The sequence below is a fragment of the Burkholderia sp. BE12 genome (assembly GCF_002959955.1).
Taxonomy (GTDB): Bacteria; Pseudomonadota; Gammaproteobacteria; order Burkholderiales; family Burkholderiaceae; genus Burkholderia.
This window is the reverse complement of the sequence record NZ_PREY01000002.1, coordinates 343,934-362,344: the sequence shown is the minus strand read 5'-3', so window position 1 is coordinate 362,344 and position 18,411 is coordinate 343,934. Positions and strand designations below refer to the sequence as shown.

Sequence of the window (18,411 nt, the reverse complement as noted above, 5' to 3'; positions counted from 1 at the left end):
CGCCACGCCCGCTCACCCCACCCCACTCCCGCTGCAAGCCTTCTTCCACCTCCCGCGAAATCCTTATCGAAATTGCTTCGTTCGCCTTTGCCGGCCGCGCCGCTAACGTGTTCAAAACGGCGGCGGCGCGCCGGATGCCTCGCACGAAGCACGACAGCCGCCGCCATCACGACAACTGCGTCGCGATAACGGAACGAACCGGACGGGCCGCGTGCCCGCCCCCTGCCAGGAACGTCCGCATCGCGCGCCATTCGCGATGCCCATGGCCACGAACGACCGCATCATCGACACGACGCCGCTCGACGTCCGCGCGCAGCCGCTGATCGACGCGCTGATCGACGAGTATTCGACCCGTTACGACGCGTACCGCCCCGACAGCCGCGCGTCGGCCCGCGACGAGCTCGCGCGCTACCCGGCCGAACTGTTCGCGCCGCCCGACGGCGCCTTCGTGCTGCTGCTGCGCGACGGCGAAACGATCGGCGGCGGCGCGTTCAAGCGCTACGACGCGCAGACCGCCGAACTGAAACGCATCTGGACGCGCACCGACCTGCGCCGCCAGGGCCTCGCGCGGCGCATCGTCGAAGCGCTCGAACGGCGCGCCGTGCAGCAGGGCTATCGCCGCCTCTACCTGACGACCGGCTTTCGCCAGCCCGAAGCATGGGCGCTGTACGACCGCACCGGCTATACGCGGCTATTCGATTCGTCGATCGATCCCGAAGCGTATTTCCACCTGCGCTTCGGCAAGGACCTTTTCGATCCGTCGCGCACGTCGACGCTGGCCGACCTGTGGGCGCCCGTGCCCGAACCGGTGCTGCCGCGCTGAGTGCACGGCGTCCCGCATTTCACGTCGCCCATTCCGCTTTCCACGCTCTCCACGCTTCCACGACAGGACGTTTTCATGCATCGAGCCGTACCGCTTTCATCCCGTGCCGTGCGCACGCTGGCCACCGCACTGATCGGCCTGAGCGCCTTCGCCGCCGTAACGGCCGCGTCCGCCGCGACGTTCGACCTGAGCCCCGAGCAGCGCGGCCGCCCGCGTGGCGCCGCCGATGCGGAAGTCGAGCGCGCGGTGCCTGCGTCGTTCAAGTTCGCCGACCCCGGCACGCTGACGATCGGCATCGCGCCGAGCCTGCCGCCGATCAGCTCGTATGCGACCGACGCTCGCACGGTGATCGGCTTCGACGCCGACGTCGGCCAGCTCGTGGCCGACAGCCTCGGCCGCAAGCTGAAGATCGTCGCGCTCGCGTGGGCCGACTGGCCGCTGGCGCTCGAATCGGGGAAAGTCGACGCGGTGATCTCGAACGTGACCGTCACCGAGGAGCGCAAGCAGAAGTTCGATTTCTCGACCTATCGCAAGGATCAGGTCGGCTTCTACGTGCGCAACGACAGCAAGATCCAGGCGATTCGCGAGCCGAAGGACGTCGCCGGGCTGCGCATCGTGACCGATGCCGGCACCAACCAGGAAAAGATCCTGCTCGCATGGGACCGCGAGAACGTCGCGCACGGGCTGAAACCCGTGCAGATCCAGTACTACGACGACCAGGCGATGCGCATCGTCGCCGTGCAGTCGGGCCGGGCGGACGCGGTGTTCAGCGTGAACTCGGTGCTCGCGTATCAAAGCGCGCAGCAAGGCAAGACGCGGCTCGTCGGCGCGATCAGCGGCGGCTGGCCGCGCACGGCCGACATCGCGATCGCCACGCGCCGCGGCAGCGGGCTCGCCGAGCCGCTGACCGTCGCGCTGAACGGGCTGATCAAGAACGGCCGCTACCGGCAGGTGCTCGACCGCTGGAACCTCGCGTCCGAAGCGATCGACCAGTCGCGCGCGAATCCACCGGGGTTGCCGAAGAGCTGAGCGCCGCGCGCCCGCAACCGTCCATCCACGCTCACGCAGGAACGCCGCTCACCATGTCTTATTCGCTTTCGTTGCTGGACAAGAGTCCGATCGCCGACGGCGCGAACGCCGCCGATGCGCTGCGCTTCACCACGACGCTCGCGCAACGCGCCGAACAGCTCGGCTACGCGCGCTTCTGGGTCGCCGAACATCACGGCACGCCGGGCTTCGCGAGCTCGGCGCCGGAGATCGTCGTCGCGCACCTGCTCGCGCACACGTCGCGCATCCGCGTCGGCTCGGGCGGCGTGATGCTGCAGCACTACAGCCCGTTCAAGGTCGCCGAGTCGTTCAAGCTGCTGGCCGCGCTCGCGCCGGGCCGCGTCGATCTCGGCATCGGCAAGGCGCCCGGCGGGCTGCCGCTGACCACGCGCGCGCTGCAGTGGTTCCACGACAAGGCGCGCAAGCCCGATTTCGCGGGCCAGCTCGCGGAACTCGATGCGTTTCTCGGCTGGGGCGTGGCCGAAGATCATCCGCTCGCCGGCGCGGTCGCGATGCCGGTGCCGTCGCAACCACCCGAACGCATCCTGCTCGGCGGCTCGCCGGACAGCGGCGCGCTCGCCGCGCGCAACGGCTGGCGCTTCTGCTACGCGGGCCATTTCAACGGCGACGACGCGAATCTCGAACGCTCGCTCGACGCATACCGCAGCGCGGGCGGCAAGAAGCCGCTCGTCGCGCTGTACGCGTTCGCCGCCCCCACGCGCGACGAAGCCGAGCAACTGATCGGACCGCTGAAGATCTTCAAGCTGCAGTTCGCGGGCGGCCAGAGCTTCAACCTGGCCAGCGCGCAGGCGGCTGCGGAATTCGCGCGGCAAAGCGGCGCGTCCGACTACCGGATCGACGAGCTGCGCCCCACGGTGCTGGCCGATACGCCCGAACGCGTGCACCGCGCGCTCGATGCTCTGAGCCGGCGGCTCGACGTCGACGCGTTCGTGATCGATTCGCCGGTGACCGACTACGCGGCGCGGCTCGCGTCGGCCGAATGGCTCGGCGGCGCGCTGTCCGTCACACCGCTGCAGGCGGCCCTCGCGGCCGACCGCTCCCTTTCCCCTGACCAGAACGCGTGACGCTCCCATCATGACGACTCGACGATCGATCCCCTTCGGCCTGATGCTGCAAGGCGCAGGCAGCCACATGAACGCGTGGCGGCATCCGAGCAACCCGCCCGACGCGAGCATCAACCTCGACTTCGCGATCGGCGTCGCGCGCAAGGCGGAAGCCGCCGGCATCGCGTTCGCGTTCGTCGCGGACGGCCTCTACATCAACGAGAAATCGATCCCGCACTTTCTGAATCGCTTCGAGCCGCTGACCGTGCTGTCGGCGCTCGCGGTCGCGACGAAGAAGATCGGGCTCGCGGGCACGATCTCGACGTCGTACAGCGAGCCGTTCACGGTCGCGCGCCAACTCGCGTCGCTCGACGCGATCAGCGGCGGGCGCGCAGGCTGGAACGTCGTGACGACGCCGCTCGAAGGCACCGCGAAGAATTTCGGCAAGGCGCACCCGGATCACGAACTGCGCTACGAGATCGCCGACGAATACCTCGAGGTCGTGCAGGGCCTGTGGGACAGCTGGGACGACGATGCATTCGTGCGCGACCGCGCGACCGGCCGCTTCTTCGATCGCGACAAGCTGCATACACTCGATCACCACGGCCGCTTCTTCCAGGTCGCGGGCCCGCTGAACATCCAGCGCTCGCCGCAGGGGCAACCCGTGATCTTCCAGGCCGGCTCGTCCGACACCGGGATCGGCCTCGCGGGCAAATACGCGGATGCCGTGTTCACGCATTCGCCGTCGATCGAGGAAACGGCCGCGTTCACGCGGCGTGTGAAACAGAGCGCGATCGAGCACGCGCGGCAGGCCGGCGACGTGAAGATCTTCCCTGGCGTGGGGCCGATCGTCGGCCGCACGGCCGCCGAAGCGGAGGACAAATACCAGGCGATCCGCGACCTGCTGACGATCGACGAGGCGCTCGCGTACCTCGGCCGCTATTTCGATCACCACGATTTCACGCAGTACGCGCTCGACGCGCCGTTCCCGGAACTCGGCGAGCTCGGCCGCAACAGCTTCCGCTCGACCACCGACCGGATCAAGGCCGATGCGAAACAAAAAGGCCTGTCGCTGCGCGAGACCGCGCTCGCGGTCGCGACGCCGCGCCCGAACTTCATCGGCACGGCCGAGCACGTCGCCGACGAGTTGATCCGCTGGCACGACGCCGGCGCCGGCGACGGCTTCATCCTCGGTTTTCCGGTACAGGCACAGGGCGTCGACGATTTCATCGAACTCGTGATTCCGGTACTCGAGGCGCGCGGCCGCTACAGCCGCGACCTGCCCGGCGCCACGCTGCGCGACCACCTCGGTCTGCCGCGCAAGGCGAGCCGCTACGCGACGCCCGGCGCCGCAAAAGAAACGGCCGCCGAAGCGCACGCCTGATGCCGGGCGCCGCCCGTGCGCGGCGCGCCCGCCGATCGATCCATTCGAGGATTCCAACGACATGAGCGACACGACCCACCTCGGCGGCGCGCTGCCGCCGCTCTCTTCCTCCGGCGTACGCGAGCCCGGCACGCGTTTGCGGATCGTGCCCGCGCGCCACCGGTCGCGCACGGCCGGCACCGTGCTCGCGCTCGTGCTGATCGCGATCACGCTGCATTCGGTCCTCGGCAACCCGCAATGGGGCTGGCCGGTGTTCGCCGAATGGTTCCTGTCGCCGCCGGTGCTGTCGGGGCTCGCGCGCACGCTGGTGCTGACGCTGCTCGGCGCGGTGTTCGGCTTCGTGCTCGGCGCGTTCGTCGCGCTGGCCCGGCTGTCGCGCTCGCGCCTGCTGTCCGCCAGCGCGTGGACCTTCGTGTGGCTGTTCCGCTCGATTCCGCTGATCGTGCTGCTGCTGATCCTGAACAACCTCGGCTACCTGTACGAGCATGTGCGGCTCAGCGTCCCGTTCACCGACATCGTGTGGTTCGACACGCCGACGACCGACCTCATCAGCCCATTCCTCGCGGCCGTGCTCGGCCTCACGCTGAACCATGCGGCGTTTTCCGCGGAAGTGATCCGCGGCGGCATTCTCGCGGTCGACCAGGGGCAGCTCGAGGCCGCCGCCGCGCTCGGGTTGCCGCGCGGCCGGCAGACGTCGCGGATCGTGCTGCCGCAGGCGATGCGCGCGATCCTGCCGACCGCGTTCAACGACCTGATCTCGCTCGCGAAAGGCACGTCGATGGTGTACGTGCTCGCGATGCCGGAGTTGTTCTATACGGTGCAGGTGATCTATCGCCGCAACCTCGAAGTGATTCCGCTGCTGATGGTCGCGACCGTCTGGTACCTGATCATCCTGACCGTGCTGTCCGCGATCCAGGTGCAGGTCGAGCGGCACTATGCGCGCGGTGCGCTGCGCAATCCGCCGCCGTCCGTGCTCACGTTCGCGCTTGCGCGCATCGGCGGGCTATCGCGGCGTGTCGCGTCGCGCCGCGCGGCATCGGGCACGCAGGCCGCGGGCGACACCCGCACCGATACCGCGGCCGCCGTGTCGCGCACCGGCGGCGAAGTGGCCGTGCATGGCGTGTCGAAGCAGTTCGGCATGCAGCGCGTGCTCGACAACGTGTCGTTCGTCGCACCGCGCGGCAGCGTGACCGTGATCGTCGGTCCGTCGGGCTCCGGCAAGTCGACGCTGCTGCGTACGATCAACCATCTCGAACGCGTCGACGACGGCTTCATCGACATCGACGGCGAACTGGTCGGGTATCGCCGCGACGGCGACGTGCTGCACGAATTGAGCGAACGCGACGTGTTGAAGCGGCGCACGGCCGTCGGCATGGTGTTCCAGAACTTCAACCTGTTCCCGCACCTGACGGTGCTCGAGAACCTGGTCGAAGCGCCGGTCGCCGCCGCCGGCCTGACGCGCGACGCGGCCGAGCACGCCGCGCGCACGCTGCTCGCGCGGGTCGGCCTCGCGGACAAAGCCGATGCGTATCCGCGCCAGTTGTCCGGCGGCCAGCAGCAACGCGTCGCGATCGCGCGGGCGCTCGCACTGCGGCCGAAGGTGCTGCTGTTCGACGAGCCGACGTCGGCGCTCGATCCCGAACTCGTCAACGAAGTGCTCGACGTGATCAAGGAACTCGCGCGCTCGGGCACGACGCTCGTGATCGTCACGCACGAGATCGGCTTCGCACGCGAAGTGGCGGACAACGTGCTCTTCATGGAACGCGGGCGCATCGTCGAGGCCGGGCCGCCGGCCGTCGTGCTCGACGCACCGTCGCATCCGCGCACCCGCGCGTTCCTGTCGCGGGTGCTGTGATGCGCGCCGCTTCCGACTCGCGAGGTGCCGCCCGATGACCGATCGACGCCAGTTCATCACGGCCGCGCTGGTTGCGGCAACGGGCCTGCCGTGGCATGCGGCGCGCGCGGCTGCGGCCACCGCCGACCTCGATCCGCGCCAGGCCGGGCGCGTGCGCGCCGGCCCCGACGACGCGGCCATCCGCGCGGCAAGCGGCTACCGTTGGGTGCGCGACGGTGCGTTCACGGTCGCGATTTCGCCGCACGCGCCGCCCGTATCGACTTATGCGACCGACGCGCGCACCGTGGTCGGCGCCGATCCCGACTATGCGCAGCTCGTTGCCGACGCGCTCGGCCGTACGCTCGTGCTGGTGCCCATCGCATGGGCCGACTGGCCGCTCGGGCTGACGTCCGGCAAGTACGACGCGGTGATCTCGAACGTCGGCGTGACCGAGAAGCGCAAGGAGAAATACGATTTCACGACCTACAGGCTCGGGCTGCACGGCTTCTACGTGCGCACCGGCAGCCCGATCCAGAAAATCGCCGAGCCGAAGGACATCGCGGGCTTGCGGATCATCACCGGCGCCGGCACGAGCCAGGAGCGCATTCTGCTCGAATGGAGCAAACGCAACGTCGCGCAAGGGCTCAAACCGGCCGAGCTGCTCTATTTCGACGACGATGCAACGGCGCGCGTCGCGCTGCTGTCGGGCCGCGCGGACGCGGAACTGAACCCGAACGCGTCGCTCGCGTACGAGGCCGCGCGCAGCGGCAAGATCCGGCGTGTCGGTGTCGTCAATGCCGGCTGGCCGGCGAATGCGGATGTCGCGATCGCGACGCGTCGCGGCAGCGGGCTCGCGCCCGCGCTGACGGTCGCGACCAATGCATTGATCGGCAACGGCCGCTACGGGCAGGCGCTGGCGCGTTGGGGATTGCAGAGTGAAGCGGTCGCGCGGGCGGAGACCAATCCGCCGGGGTTGCCGTCGTTCTGACGAGCGGCGACGTGGGTCGCCGTCGAGGTCGCGCTCCGGCGAGGGCTAAATTACGTCCGAAAACCCGCCGACGGCGGAGCTAGATCCGGCGAGGGTCAATGAGGCAACCCGAGCACGTCGAGATACGTATCGAGCGAGCGCTGCACTGATTCGGCGACCAGGCACGTGATGTCGCCGCAATCACCGCTGACGCAGGCTTTATCGAGCGAATCGTAGTAGGCAAGCCGATCCTCTTTGCGGATGATCGCCGGAGGGTAGCCGGCCTTCATCATCTCGAAATTGAGCAGCAGCCGTCCCGTCCGCCCGTTGCCATCAACGAACGGATGGATCTTCACGAATCGCGTGTGCAGTTCCGCAGCCCGCTCGACCGGATGCATGTCTCCGGCAGCCTCGTACCAGCCGATCAGCGCGGCCATTTCGGCAGGCAGATGCATGAAGTCCGGCGGCGTCGTACTCGCGCCCGCGATCACCACGTTTTCGCGGCGATACCTGCCCGCTTCTTCGGCGTCGATACCTTTCAACACGAGACTGTGGATGTTACGGATCTGCCATTCCGACAGCGCTTCCCCCTTCGACACGATGTCCTCGACGTAGAGAATCGCGTCGCGGTGGTTCGTTGCTTCGAAATGCTCTCGAAGGGACTTCCCGCCAACCGTGATGCCTTCGAGTACCACCTTGGTTTCGCGCAGCGTCAGTGTGTTCCCCTCGATTGCGTTCGAGTGATACGTCCACTCCAACATCAGCTTCTCGCGCAGCGAAGCCACCGAGTTCGGCGGCAGCGGACGCGCCGCATCGAGCGTCGCCTTGTTGGCGTCGATCATGTTCAGCAGCGCTGCAGTTTGGTTCGGCATTTGCGTCTCGATGCGAGGTTCACTATTCGTCGGTACATATCCCCATTGGGGATAGTCAAGCAGGCTTTCGCTTTTCCAGTTTATCGGCTAGTACGGTGATTACTTGATCAACTGCATCCCTGCGACCTTGGCAGCCGCGCCATCGAAAGTAGCTGTGTACTCGCACTCGGCTGCATGGCCGGAACGCTCGATCAGGCAGTCTGCAAAATCCGCCTTCGAAGATGTCGCGTACACGCGAAGTGCCTTTCGCACCGTGTCCGCACCTTCGACGACCAGTTCCTTGGTGCCGATCATCGAGTCGATGATGTCCTTCATCTGCTCGCGCTCGACGCCGTAGCATCGCTCGAGTACCCACACGACTTCGGCCAGGGCGACCTGCGAAACGTACCCCGGTCGTTCGGCCGACAAGGAATCCATCAGCGCCGTTGCCTTCGTCGACTGCACGGCGTCGTCCTGCGTGAAATAGCGAACCAGCACGTTCGTATCCAGTCCGATCATCGCGCGGATGCCCCCTGCTCGGCGATCGCCCGGTTCATGTCCTCGATCGACACCGGTTTCGCCGGCTTCTTGACGATGCCCTTGAGGGACGCGAGCGACCGCGTGGCCGGATAAACCTCATACCGGCCCGTCGCCTCGTTGAAGCTGAATTCGATCCGGTCGCCTGATTGCAAGCCGAGCCGAGTGCGCACATCCACAGGGATGGTGACCTGGCCCTTTGAAGTGAGCGTTGCTGCTGTCATGGGTGACACCTCCAATATTCCTTACTTTAAGGTAAGGCAAATGGAACTGCAAGAGCACGCGCCGGCGCGTGCCGCACGACCTTCCGCGCACATTCACCCCCGCGCGTAGCCTTCGAACGATTCCTCGACATATATTTCGCACACGAAATAAGCTTCGCATTATATTTCGGATACGAAATAAATTCCCGGGACGACGACGACCATGACTGCCCAACCCATCGAGTTCTCCGCCATCGACGGCTATCCGCTGCGCGGCACGCTGTGGACACCCGACGCCGAACCGCGCGCACTGGTGCTGATCCATCCGGCGACGGCCGTCCCTGAACGGCTGTATGCAGGCTTCGCGCGCTTTCTGACCGAACGCGGTTTCGCGGCGCTGACCTACGACTACCGCGGCATCGGCGCATCGCGGCCCGCGCGTCTGGGCGCGCTGCAGGCCCGCATGCGCGACTGGATGGAGCTCGACGTGGCCGCCGCGACCGCGTGGGCCCGGCACACGTATGAAGGGCTGCCGCTGCTGGCGGTCGGCCACAGCGTCGGCGGACACGCGATCGGGCTGTCCGGCGCGACGCCGCATCTGCGCGCCGCCGTGCTCGTCGCCGCGCATGCGGGCAGCACGCGGCTGATCGAACGGGCGGCCGAGCGCCTGAAGGTGCGTTTGATCCTGCGCGTGTTCGGCCCGCTGATGTCCGCGCTGCTCGGCTACGTGCCCGGCAAGCGGCTCGGGCTCGGCGAGGATCTGCCGGCGGGCGTGTTCCGCGAATGGAGCCGCTGGACGACGCTGCCGCACTATTTCTTCGACGATCCGACACTCGGCGCGGCCGAGCGCTTCTCGAAGCAGCAGTTGCCGATCCTCGCGCTCGGCTTCGACGACGATCCGTGGGCGAACCCGGCCGCGATCGGCCTGCTGGTAAGCTATCTGACCCGCGCGAAGGTCGAACGCCGCCAGATCGATCCGCGCGCGGCGGGCAGCGGCCCGGTCGGGCACATGGGCTTCTTTCGCAGCCGGCCCGGCGCCGTGCTGTGGCCCGACGTCGCCGATTGGCTCGCACAGGCACTCGACACGCCGCGCACCGCGAGCCGCCCCTCCCTTTCCATTGCAGCCGGGAACCCAGCTTGAGCGAAGACCGACGACTGTTTTTCATGTTGAACATCGGCCAGCGGCGCGTGCAGCGCTGGATCGACCGCAAGGCCGAAACCGAGACGCGCGCGAGCGCCGCGCAGGCCGGTGCGCTGTTCTGTCTCGCGAAGCAGGACGGCGCGCTGATCGGCGAAGTCGGCGCCGCATTGCAGCTCGCGCCGTCCGCGATGACGGGGCTCGCCGACCGCATGGCGAAAGCCGGCCTCATTACGCGTCATGCCGATTCGGACGACGGCCGCGCGACGCGGCTGTACCTGACCGACGAAGGCCTCGCGGCACTCAAGCGCGCACGCGTGCTGCTGCGCGAACTCAACGGCAAGCTGTGCGACGGGTTTTCCGACGACGAACTCGATGTCGTCGCGCGCTGGCTGCACGCATTGCAGGAGCGGTTTCCAGCGGAGCGCTGAGCAGCGCGCCACGCGCTCACGAGCGGCTAGCGCCGACATCAATCGCAAGCGATTGCGATTCGCGTTTTCGATTCGATTTTCATGCCGCCGCAGCGGCAAATCTTGCGTGCCCGCGCCCGCTTCCGGCAACGCTTTCCGGCTACGTACTGTTACAAAAAACCGTCTGTCGCGCGGCATTCGAATCGCCTACATTGCAATCCACTTCGACGCATTCGTCGCATGCCCGGGCCGGCTTTCCCGTCGGGTCGACATCGCAGGCACACCCGACAAGCAATGAAAATGAAGAGGAGTCTTAACCGAAGCGCTGGCGGCATCCAGCGCACGCGGATGGCGATGACCGAAGCGGCATGCTGAACGGCACGTAACGACGTGCGCGGCTCGATTGGCCGCGCCCCGGCTCGCGTCGTCTCGCCGTGCCTCGCCATCGCATCCGCACCTCACCGAGGAGTCGTCCATGCGACGCATGATCGTGTCCCATCCGCTTGTCACCCGCCTGTCCGCCGCGATGGCGCTGGCCGCCGCTGCCGCGGCGCACGCCGAACCCGTCGTCGTGTCGGGCCCCAGCCCGTTCGCCGCGTGCACCATCGGCGGCCCGGGCACCAACTACGTGAATGCAGAAGTCGAACCGTGGCTCGCGGTCAACCCGGCGAATCCGAACAACATGATCGGCGTGTGGCAGCAGGACCGCTGGTCGAACGGCGGCGCCCACGGGCTCGTCGCCGGCTACTCGTTCGATGCCGGCGCAACCTGGGCGCGCACGCCGCAGCCGTTCAGCGCATGCGCGCCGGGCGGACTGAAGTACGAGCGCGCATCCGATCCATGGGTGTCGTTCGGTCCGGACGGCACCGCGTACTCGGTGTCGATCTCGTTCAATCAGTCGAACAACGGCAACGCGGTCGCCGCGTCCGTCTCGACCGACGGCGGACAGACGTGGAGCAGCCCGGCCCTGCTGATCGCGAACGACGAGCCGACGACGCAATTCTTCAACGACAAGGAATCGGTGACCGCCAACCCGGTGAAGGCCGGCACCGCGTACGCGGTATGGGACCGCCTCGAACTGCCGAACGGCAACCCGTACGCGAACCTGCACACGCAGGCATTCCGCGGGCCGACGCTGTTCTCGAAGACGACCGACGGCGGCAAGACGTGGAGCGCCGCGAAGGTCATCGTCAATGTCCCGTCGCGTCAGCAGACGATCGGCAACCAGATCGTCGTCGATCCGAAGAGCGGCACGCTCTACGATTTCTTCGACCTGATCCAGCCGCCGTTCAGCAAGGCGGCCGGCAAGGTCGCGTTCATCAAGTCGACCGACGACGGCGCGACGTGGACCAAGCCGCAGGTGATCGCGGGACTGCAGACGGTCGGCGTCACGGATCCGAACACCGGCGAACCCGTGCGCACCGGCGACATCATTCCGGAGCCGGCGATCGACCCGGCATCGGGGCAGCTCTACGTCGTGTGGCAGGACAGCCGCTTCAACGGCGGCACGTACGACGAGATCGCGATATCGACGTCGAAGAACGGCGGCGCGACATGGAGCACGCCGCAACAGGTAAACACGCCGACCGGGCGCCCCGCGTTCAATCCATCGGTGCGCGTCGACAACACGGGTGCGGTGATGGTCACGTACTACGACTTCCGCGACCTGCAGGCCGGCAACACGACGACGCTGCCGACCGGCTTCTGGCGCAAGATCTCGCACGACGGCGGCACCACGTTCGCGGACGAGCGGCGCGTCGGCGGCCCGTTCGACATGAAGCTCGCGCCCAATGCCGAAGGGTTCTTCATCGGCGACTACCAGGGGCTCGACGTCCTCCCGTCGTCGTCGTTCCATCCGTTCTTCGTCCAGACCAACGCGGGCAACCTGACGAACCGCACCGACGTGTTCTTCGCGCCGTGATGCGAAGATGACGTCACGCCGCCGCGCGACGCCATGCGCCGCGCGGCGGGCGGGCGCAGGTTCGGCGCATCAATGCATGTCGGTCAGCACGATGCGCCCGTCGACCTTCCCTTGCCTCAGCTTCGCGAATATGTCGTTGATGTTGGCGAGCCGGTCGCGGTGGATGTGGGCGCGCACCAGGCCGTCCGCCGCGAAATCGAGCGACTCCTGCAGATCGCGCCGCGTGCCGACGATCGACCCGCGCACGGTGATCCCGTTCAGCACGGTCGAGAAGATCGGCAACGGGAAATCGCCCGGCGGCAGGCCGTTGAGCGCCACCGTACCGCCGCGCCGGACCATCCCGAGCGCCTGCGCGAACGCGCCGCGCGACACGGCCGTGACGAGCACGCCGTGCGCCCCGCCGATTTCCTTCTGGATCACTTTCGCGGGATCGTCGACCGATGCATCGATCGTCAGGTGTGCACCCAGTTGCCGCGCCAGCGCGAGCTTGTCGGGCGAGATGTCGACGGCCGCGACGTGCAGGCCCATCGCACGCGCATACTGCACGGCCACGTGCCCGAGGCCGCCAATGCCGGAAATCGCCAGCCACTGGCCCGGACGCGTGTCGGTGACGCGAATGCCCTTGTAGACCGTGACGCCCGCGCACAGGATCGGCGCGATCTCGTCGAACTCGACCTGCGCGGGCAACTGGCCGACGTAATCGGGATCGGCCAGCACGTATTCCGCGTAGCTGCCGTTCACCGAATAACCGGTGTTCTGCTGGCCATGGCACAGCGTCTCCCACCCCGTGCAGCAGTACTCGCAATGACCGCAGGCCGTGTAGAGCCACGGCACGCCGACACGGTCGCCCTCGCGCACGTGCGTGACGCCCGCGCCGACCGCCGCGACGATCCCCACGCCTTCATGGCCCGGAATGAACGGCAGCGACGGCTTGACGGGCCAATCGCCGTCGGCCGCGTGCAGATCGGTATGGCACACGCCCGACGCCTTGATGTTGACGAGAATCCGGCCGGGCCCCGGTGCGGGGATCGGGACTTCCTCGATGCGCAACGGCTCGCCGAACGCGTGTACCACGGCCGCTTTCATGGTCTGGGTCATGCGTTGCTCCTGTCTGGTCGATGAGCAACCCAGTATCCGGTTTCGGAATCGGAGCACGTTGATACGCGTCAACGCATCGGGGCGCATGCCACGGTCAACGCGGCTTCGCCACGATCGGCGTCGTTTGACGCGAAAGCTCGGAAAGCTCGAGCCGGCGGTTGCACGCCGCGTCGCCGCCCCGCCGCTCCCACGGCCATCGCCGATCCAACGGAAACCCGACGGGATCCTGCCATTCGGCTTGGAATTTGAAATGATATAACATATCATTTCGCGTGCTCGTCCGCCGACGCCATTCCAACCGAGGTGGCCGAGCCTCGCCGAGCCATGTTTCAACGGGTCATTGCGCGCCATTGACGCAACAATATATCGTATCCAGCGGTGACCCGCATCGCTCGTTATCCGATCCGATTCCAACCGATTCACCGACCATGCGCGACCACCCTCGCTTACCGCTTCGCCCGCTCTCGTCCTTGTCGCTGATGCTGTTCGCCGCCGTCGCCCACGCGCAGACCGATGCGCCCGCCGCGTCCGGCACGCCGGCCGCCGCACCGCTCGCACCGATCTTCGTGACCGCGAACCCGCTGGGCGACACCGAACTGATCGTACCGACCGTCCAGCTTTCCGGCGATGCGCTGACGCGCCGCCAGGCCGATTCACTCGGCGAAACGCTCAACGGGCTGCCCGGCGTGTCGACCACCACCTACGGGCCGATGGTCGGCCGTCCGATCATCCGCGGGATGGACGGCGACCGGATCCGGCTGCTGCAGAACGGCGTCGCGGCCTATGACGCGTCGTCGCTGTCGTACGACCATGCGGTGCCGCAGGATCCGCTGTCGATCGAGCGCGTCGAGATCGTGCGCGGCCCGGCCGCGCTGCTGTACGGCGGCAATGCGGTGGGCGGCGTCGTCAACACGATCGACAACCGGATTCCGCGTGAAGCGATCGAGGGCGTGACCGGCGCGCTCGACGCACGCTACGGCGGCGCGAATTCCGTGCGCGCGGGTGCCGCGCAGGTCGAAGGCGGCAACGGCCGCTTCGCGTTCCACGTCGATGCATTCGATCGCGAGACGAGCAAGCTGCGAATTCCCGGCTACGCGCGCAGCAGCCAGCAACGCGCGCTCGACGGCCCCGACACGCCGCAACCGGAAGGCAACGTGCCGAACAGCGACGGCCGCGTGCACGGCGGCGCGGTCGGCGCGTCGTACACGTGGGCGGACGGTTTCGCGGGCCTGTCGTACAGCGGCTACGAGTCGAACTACGGCTCCGTCGCGGAAAGCGACGTGCGGCTGCGGATGCGCCAGGAACGCCTCGCGCTCGCCTCCGAGGTACGCAACCTGAGCGGACCGTTCACGAAGCTGAAATTCGACTTTGCGTACACCGACTACCGCCACAAGGAAGTCGACAACGGCGAGACGGCGACCACCTTCCGCAACCGCGGCTACGAGGCGCGCATCGAGGCGCGCCATCGCAAGATCGGCCCGTTCGAAGGCGCGATCGGCGTGCAGTTCGGCCAGAACACGTTCTCCGCCCTCGGCGACGAATTGCTCGTGCCGTCCACGCGCACGAACAGCGTCGCGCTGTTCGGCCTCGAGGAATGGCAGGTCGTCCCGGCGCTGAAGCTGAGCCTCGGCGGCCGCTTCGAGCACGTGAAGGTCGATCCCGATCCGGCCGGCGTCGAAAAATTCGCGCTCGCGCAGCCGCGCGACTTCAACGCCGGCAGCCTGTCGGCCGGCGCGCTGTTCTCGCTGACGCCGGTATGGTCGATCGCGGCGAACGTCGCCTACACCGAACGCGCGCCGACCTTCTACGAGCTGTATTCGAACGGCCCGCACGATGCGACCGGCCAGTTCCTGATCGGCAACCCGAACGCGTCGAAGGAAAAAGCCGTGTCGACCGACCTGTCGCTGCGCTATGCGAGCGGGCCGAACCGCGGCAGCGTCGGCGTGTTCTACAACCGCTTCTCCAACTACCTGACCGAGTACAACACCGGCCGCGTGGTGGACGGCGACGGCGAGCCCGTCGCGCCCGGCACCGACGGCTCGCTCAACGAGGCGATCTATCGCGGCGTGCGCGCCGAGTTCTACGGCATCGAGCTGGACGGCAAGTGGCGTGCATTCGCGCGGCGCGGCCATACGGTCGATCTCGAACTGACGGCCGACTATACGCACGCGCGCAACGTCGACACGGGCCAGCCGTTGCCGCGCATCGCGCCGCTGCGCGCGACGCTTGCGGCCGACTACGGTTACGGCCCGTTCGGCGCGCGTGCGCAGGTCACGCACGCGTGGTCGCAGCATCGGGTACCCGACAACGACTTCTCGACGGACGGCTACACGTCGCTCGGCGTGATGCTGACCTACAAGTTCCGCGTCGGCTCGACGCACTGGCTCGCGTACCTGCGCGGCGACAACCTGACAAACCAGGAGATTCGCTACTCGACTTCGGTCGTGCGCGGCTTCGCACCGGAAGGCGGCCGCAGCGTGATGGCCGGATTGCGCACCACGTTCTGACCCTCGTACGGCCCGCGGCGCCCGCCGCGGGCCTGTTACCGGCGCGAACCCCGACCATCCGCGTCGTTCCGTTTTATTCGTCAATCCATCGCGCCATTACGTCGATTACACCGTTCACGTCGAACCCGCGCATCGTAACGAAATTCCTTTATTCGCCAGTCAATCAGAACAAAATCATCTGACGATTATTATAAAAAAGATGTTTTTTGTTTTGCCAGTAAAACCGGCTTCAAATCATGCGCATAACAAATTGAATAAACCGCGCCCCGCGAGATTTTTGATCCAGATCAAGGAAGCCCACCTGATAAGGCCGTCAGCGTCAAGAAAACGAATGTAAGGGTTTTCGAAGGCTAAAGAATCATCCCGAATGCCCGTTAAATCCGGCACGAGCCCGTATCTGGTCGCACGATAAATTCAATTTACCAAACCACACGCGCAGGGGCACCACGTGAAAATCGCCAGAATGAGCATCAAAACAAAACTCCTTGGCGGCTTCGGCCTGCTCGCCGCGGTCGTCGTGACCGTATCGGGCATGGCCCTCAAGGCACTGTCCGACACCAACACCGAGTTTTCACGCTACATGAACGGTATCAACGCGCGGGCGAACCTGTCCGCGCAAATCCGCACCGCGGTCGACCGGCGCGCGATCGCCGCGCGCAATCTCGTGCTCGTCACCCGGCCCTCCGACATCGAGGCCGAGCTGGCCGAGGTGAACCGCGCGCACAAGGACGTGCAGGACCATCTCGCGAAGCTCAAGGAACTCATGGCGGACGCCACCGACACCTCCGCTCGCGCACGCGAACTGGTGGCCGAGATCGTGCGCATCGAAACCCGCTACGGGCCCGTCGCGCTGCGCATCGTCGGGCTCGCGCAAGCCGGCAAGAAGGACGAGGCAATCGCCGACATCGACGACAATTGCCGCCCGCTGCTCGCGCAACTGGTGCGTGCGACCGACGCCTACGCGACCTATACGCATGAACGCGAAATCGAGATCGCGCAGGCATTCGCGGATCGCTACGCGGTGGAGCGCAACCTGCTGGCCGGCATCAGCCTGCTCGCCATCGCGATCGCGACCGGCGGCGGCCTGTGGCTGACGCGCAAGATCACGGTGCCGATCGGCTCGGCCGTGGACGTCGCGCGCACGGTGGCGAACGGCGATCTCGGCAGCCGCATCGAGGTGCGCGGCAACGACGAAACGCGCGACCTGCTCGACGCGCTGCGGACGATGAACGAGCGGTTGATCGGCATCGTCGGCCGCGTGCGCGACTCGTCGAACAGCATCGCGCACGCGGTCAGCGAGATCGCATCGGGCAACCTCGACCTGAGCCAGCGCACCGAGGAACAGGCCGCATCGCTGCAGGAAACAGCGGCGACGATGGAGCAATTCACGTCCACCGTGCGCCTGAACGCGGAAAACGCGCAGCAGGCGAGCACGCTCGCCGCGAATGCGTCGGACGTCGCGCATCGCGGCAGTTCGGTGGTCGGTCGCGTGGTCGACACGATGACGGAAATCGGCCAAAGCTCGTCGAAGATTGCCGACATCACCGGCATCATCGAAGGCATCGCGTTCCAGACCAACATCCTCGCGCTCAACGCGGCGGTCGAAGCCGCCCGCGCGGGCGAACAGGGTCGCGGCTTCGCGGTCGTCGCGAGCGAGGTGCGCAGTCTCGCGCAGCGCTCGTCGACGGCGGCGAAGGAAATCAAGGAGCTGATCTCCGCGTCGGTGCAGACGATCCGCGACGGTTCGGCGCTCGCGGGCGAAGCCGGCAAGACGATGTCCGACGTCACGCAGGCCGTGGCGCGCGTGACGGACATCATGGGCGAGATCGCGGCCGCGTCGGCCGAACAGAGCCGCGGCATCGATCAGGTGAATCTGACGATCACGCAGATGGACGAGACGACGCAACAGAACGCGGCGCTCGTCGAGCAGGCGGCGGCCGCATCGAAGTCGCTCGAGGCGCAGGGCCGCGAGTTGTCCGAAACGGTCGCCGTATTCCGGATGCCGGCGGGCGCCCATGCGGCATTGCCCGGCACGCATGCGCAGGAAGCCGACCTGCGTCGCTGGCAACCGGCTGCCGCGTAACGGCATACGGGAAGGAGACGACGATGCGCACGCTGTTCCGCTTGTCCGCCTGTGTCGCGCTGGCGCGCACCGCACGATGCGCGGCCGCGCGCGGCACGCGATGCGCCGGCGCATCGTCGTCGTCCGATGCGCCGGGAAGCGCACGCACACGGCGGCGCGCGGTGCCGCTGCGCGTCGCACGTTCGCGGCATGCGTGCATATAGGCCCGCGAGGCCCGCGCACGGCATGTAATCGCCACATCCGCATCGAAGATCATTCCAGTCGATACACATGAGCCGTCATGCACGCATACGCATCCTCGGCACCCTCACTCGCCATTCGCCCCACTCGCCGCACGGCCTTGGACACACGGCTTCTAAGTGCGGCGCAAGTTTCGGTCCCGCTCGCGCATCGCCTGTTGCCGCGCCGCCGCCGTCGATCCCGCGCGACACGCTCGCCCGCGCCATTCGTCGACACGGACTTTTAAAACGCACGAATGACGAGTATCCTAAAAAAGCACTTTTCGACCGGACGGCGAATCGCGTGCCCTGACTCCCGTCCGATC

Annotated in this window: 15 protein-coding genes; 11 read left to right on the top strand and 4 right to left on the bottom strand. The window is 67.1% G+C overall.

Annotation, left to right across the window (positions count from 1 at the left end; genetic code table 11):
• The first annotated feature begins 262 nt into the window (after window positions 1-262).
• From C4B30_RS03735 to C4B30_RS03710, 6 genes are all read left to right on the top strand, one after another.
• Entirely contained in the window at window positions 263-823 is a 561-nt protein-coding gene (locus tag C4B30_RS03735; protein ID WP_105131767.1) for a GNAT family N-acetyltransferase, read from the top strand.
• 75 nt (window positions 824-898) lie between these two features.
• Complete coding sequence (locus C4B30_RS03730; RefSeq protein ID WP_105131766.1) at window positions 899-1,852, top strand: ABC transporter substrate-binding protein; 954 nt, start codon at window positions 899-901, stop codon at window positions 1,850-1,852.
• 53 nt (window positions 1,853-1,905) lie between these two features.
• On the top strand, window positions 1,906-2,955 hold the full coding sequence (locus C4B30_RS03725; RefSeq protein WP_105131765.1) for an LLM class flavin-dependent oxidoreductase: 1,050 nt from the start codon (window positions 1,906-1,908) through the stop codon (window positions 2,953-2,955).
• Window positions 2,956-2,965: 10 nt separating this feature from the next.
• Window positions 2,966-4,318 (top strand): LLM class flavin-dependent oxidoreductase, encoded by a 1,353-nt coding sequence (locus C4B30_RS03720; RefSeq protein WP_105131764.1) that lies wholly within the window; start codon window positions 2,966-2,968, stop codon window positions 4,316-4,318.
• Between the two features lie 61 nt (window positions 4,319-4,379).
• Window positions 4,380-6,173: an amino acid ABC transporter permease/ATP-binding protein gene (locus C4B30_RS03715; protein ID WP_105131763.1), complete on the top strand. Its 1,794-nt coding sequence runs from the start codon at window positions 4,380-4,382 to the stop codon at window positions 6,171-6,173.
• Between the two features lie 34 nt (window positions 6,174-6,207).
• The gene (locus C4B30_RS03710) at window positions 6,208-7,140 is read left to right on the top strand and encodes an ABC transporter substrate-binding protein (protein ID WP_105131762.1); all 933 of its coding nucleotides are present in this window, start codon (window positions 6,208-6,210) and stop codon (window positions 7,138-7,140) included.
• Between the two features lie 95 nt (window positions 7,141-7,235).
• Here C4B30_RS03710 and C4B30_RS03705 read toward each other — a convergent pair whose 3' ends face one another.
• From C4B30_RS03705 to C4B30_RS03695, 3 genes are all read right to left on the bottom strand, one after another.
• Window positions 7,236-7,991, bottom strand: a complete 756-nt coding sequence (locus C4B30_RS03705; protein ID WP_105131761.1) for a Fic family protein — start codon at window positions 7,989-7,991, stop codon at window positions 7,236-7,238.
• 99 nt (window positions 7,992-8,090) lie between these two features.
• Window positions 8,091-8,489: a PIN domain-containing protein gene (locus C4B30_RS03700; protein ID WP_105131760.1), complete on the bottom strand. Its 399-nt coding sequence runs from the start codon at window positions 8,487-8,489 to the stop codon at window positions 8,091-8,093.
• The gene (locus C4B30_RS03695) at window positions 8,486-8,731 is read right to left on the bottom strand and encodes an AbrB/MazE/SpoVT family DNA-binding domain-containing protein (protein WP_105131759.1); all 246 of its coding nucleotides are present in this window, start codon (window positions 8,729-8,731) and stop codon (window positions 8,486-8,488) included. The genes C4B30_RS03700 and C4B30_RS03695 overlap by 4 nt, the downstream gene beginning before the upstream one ends.
• 202 nt (window positions 8,732-8,933) lie before the next feature.
• On the opposite strand from C4B30_RS03695, the gene C4B30_RS03690 reads away from it, so the two are divergent.
• From C4B30_RS03690 to C4B30_RS03680, 3 genes are all read left to right on the top strand, one after another.
• Window positions 8,934-9,851, top strand: a complete 918-nt coding sequence (locus C4B30_RS03690; RefSeq protein WP_105131758.1) for an alpha/beta hydrolase family protein — start codon at window positions 8,934-8,936, stop codon at window positions 9,849-9,851.
• Window positions 9,848-10,279 (top strand): MarR family winged helix-turn-helix transcriptional regulator, encoded by a 432-nt coding sequence (locus C4B30_RS03685; RefSeq protein WP_027780725.1) that lies wholly within the window; start codon window positions 9,848-9,850, stop codon window positions 10,277-10,279. Before C4B30_RS03690 ends, C4B30_RS03685 begins: the two co-directional genes overlap by 4 nt.
• 454 nt (window positions 10,280-10,733) lie before the next feature.
• Window positions 10,734-12,179 carry a sialidase family protein gene (locus tag C4B30_RS03680; RefSeq protein ID WP_105131757.1) on the top strand — a complete coding sequence of 482 codons (1,446 nt, stop codon included), beginning with the start codon at window positions 10,734-10,736 and terminating at the stop codon, window positions 12,177-12,179.
• A 69-nt stretch (window positions 12,180-12,248) separates the two neighbouring features.
• On the opposite strand, the gene adhP is transcribed toward C4B30_RS03680, so the two are convergent.
• On the bottom strand, window positions 12,249-13,277 hold the full coding sequence (adhP, locus tag C4B30_RS03675) for an alcohol dehydrogenase AdhP (protein WP_089501799.1): 1,029 nt from the start codon (window positions 13,275-13,277) through the stop codon (window positions 12,249-12,251).
• A 428-nt stretch (window positions 13,278-13,705) separates the two neighbouring features.
• On the opposite strand from adhP, the gene C4B30_RS03670 reads away from it, so the two are divergent.
• Both C4B30_RS03670 and C4B30_RS03665 read left to right on the top strand, forming a co-directional pair.
• Window positions 13,706-15,784, top strand: a complete 2,079-nt coding sequence (locus tag C4B30_RS03670) for a TonB-dependent receptor (RefSeq protein ID WP_442778442.1) — start codon at window positions 13,706-13,708, stop codon at window positions 15,782-15,784.
• A 463-nt stretch (window positions 15,785-16,247) separates the two neighbouring features.
• Window positions 16,248-17,867: a methyl-accepting chemotaxis protein gene (locus C4B30_RS03665; protein WP_105131756.1), complete on the top strand. Its 1,620-nt coding sequence runs from the start codon at window positions 16,248-16,250 to the stop codon at window positions 17,865-17,867.
• Window positions 17,868-18,411: the final 544 nt, after the last annotated feature.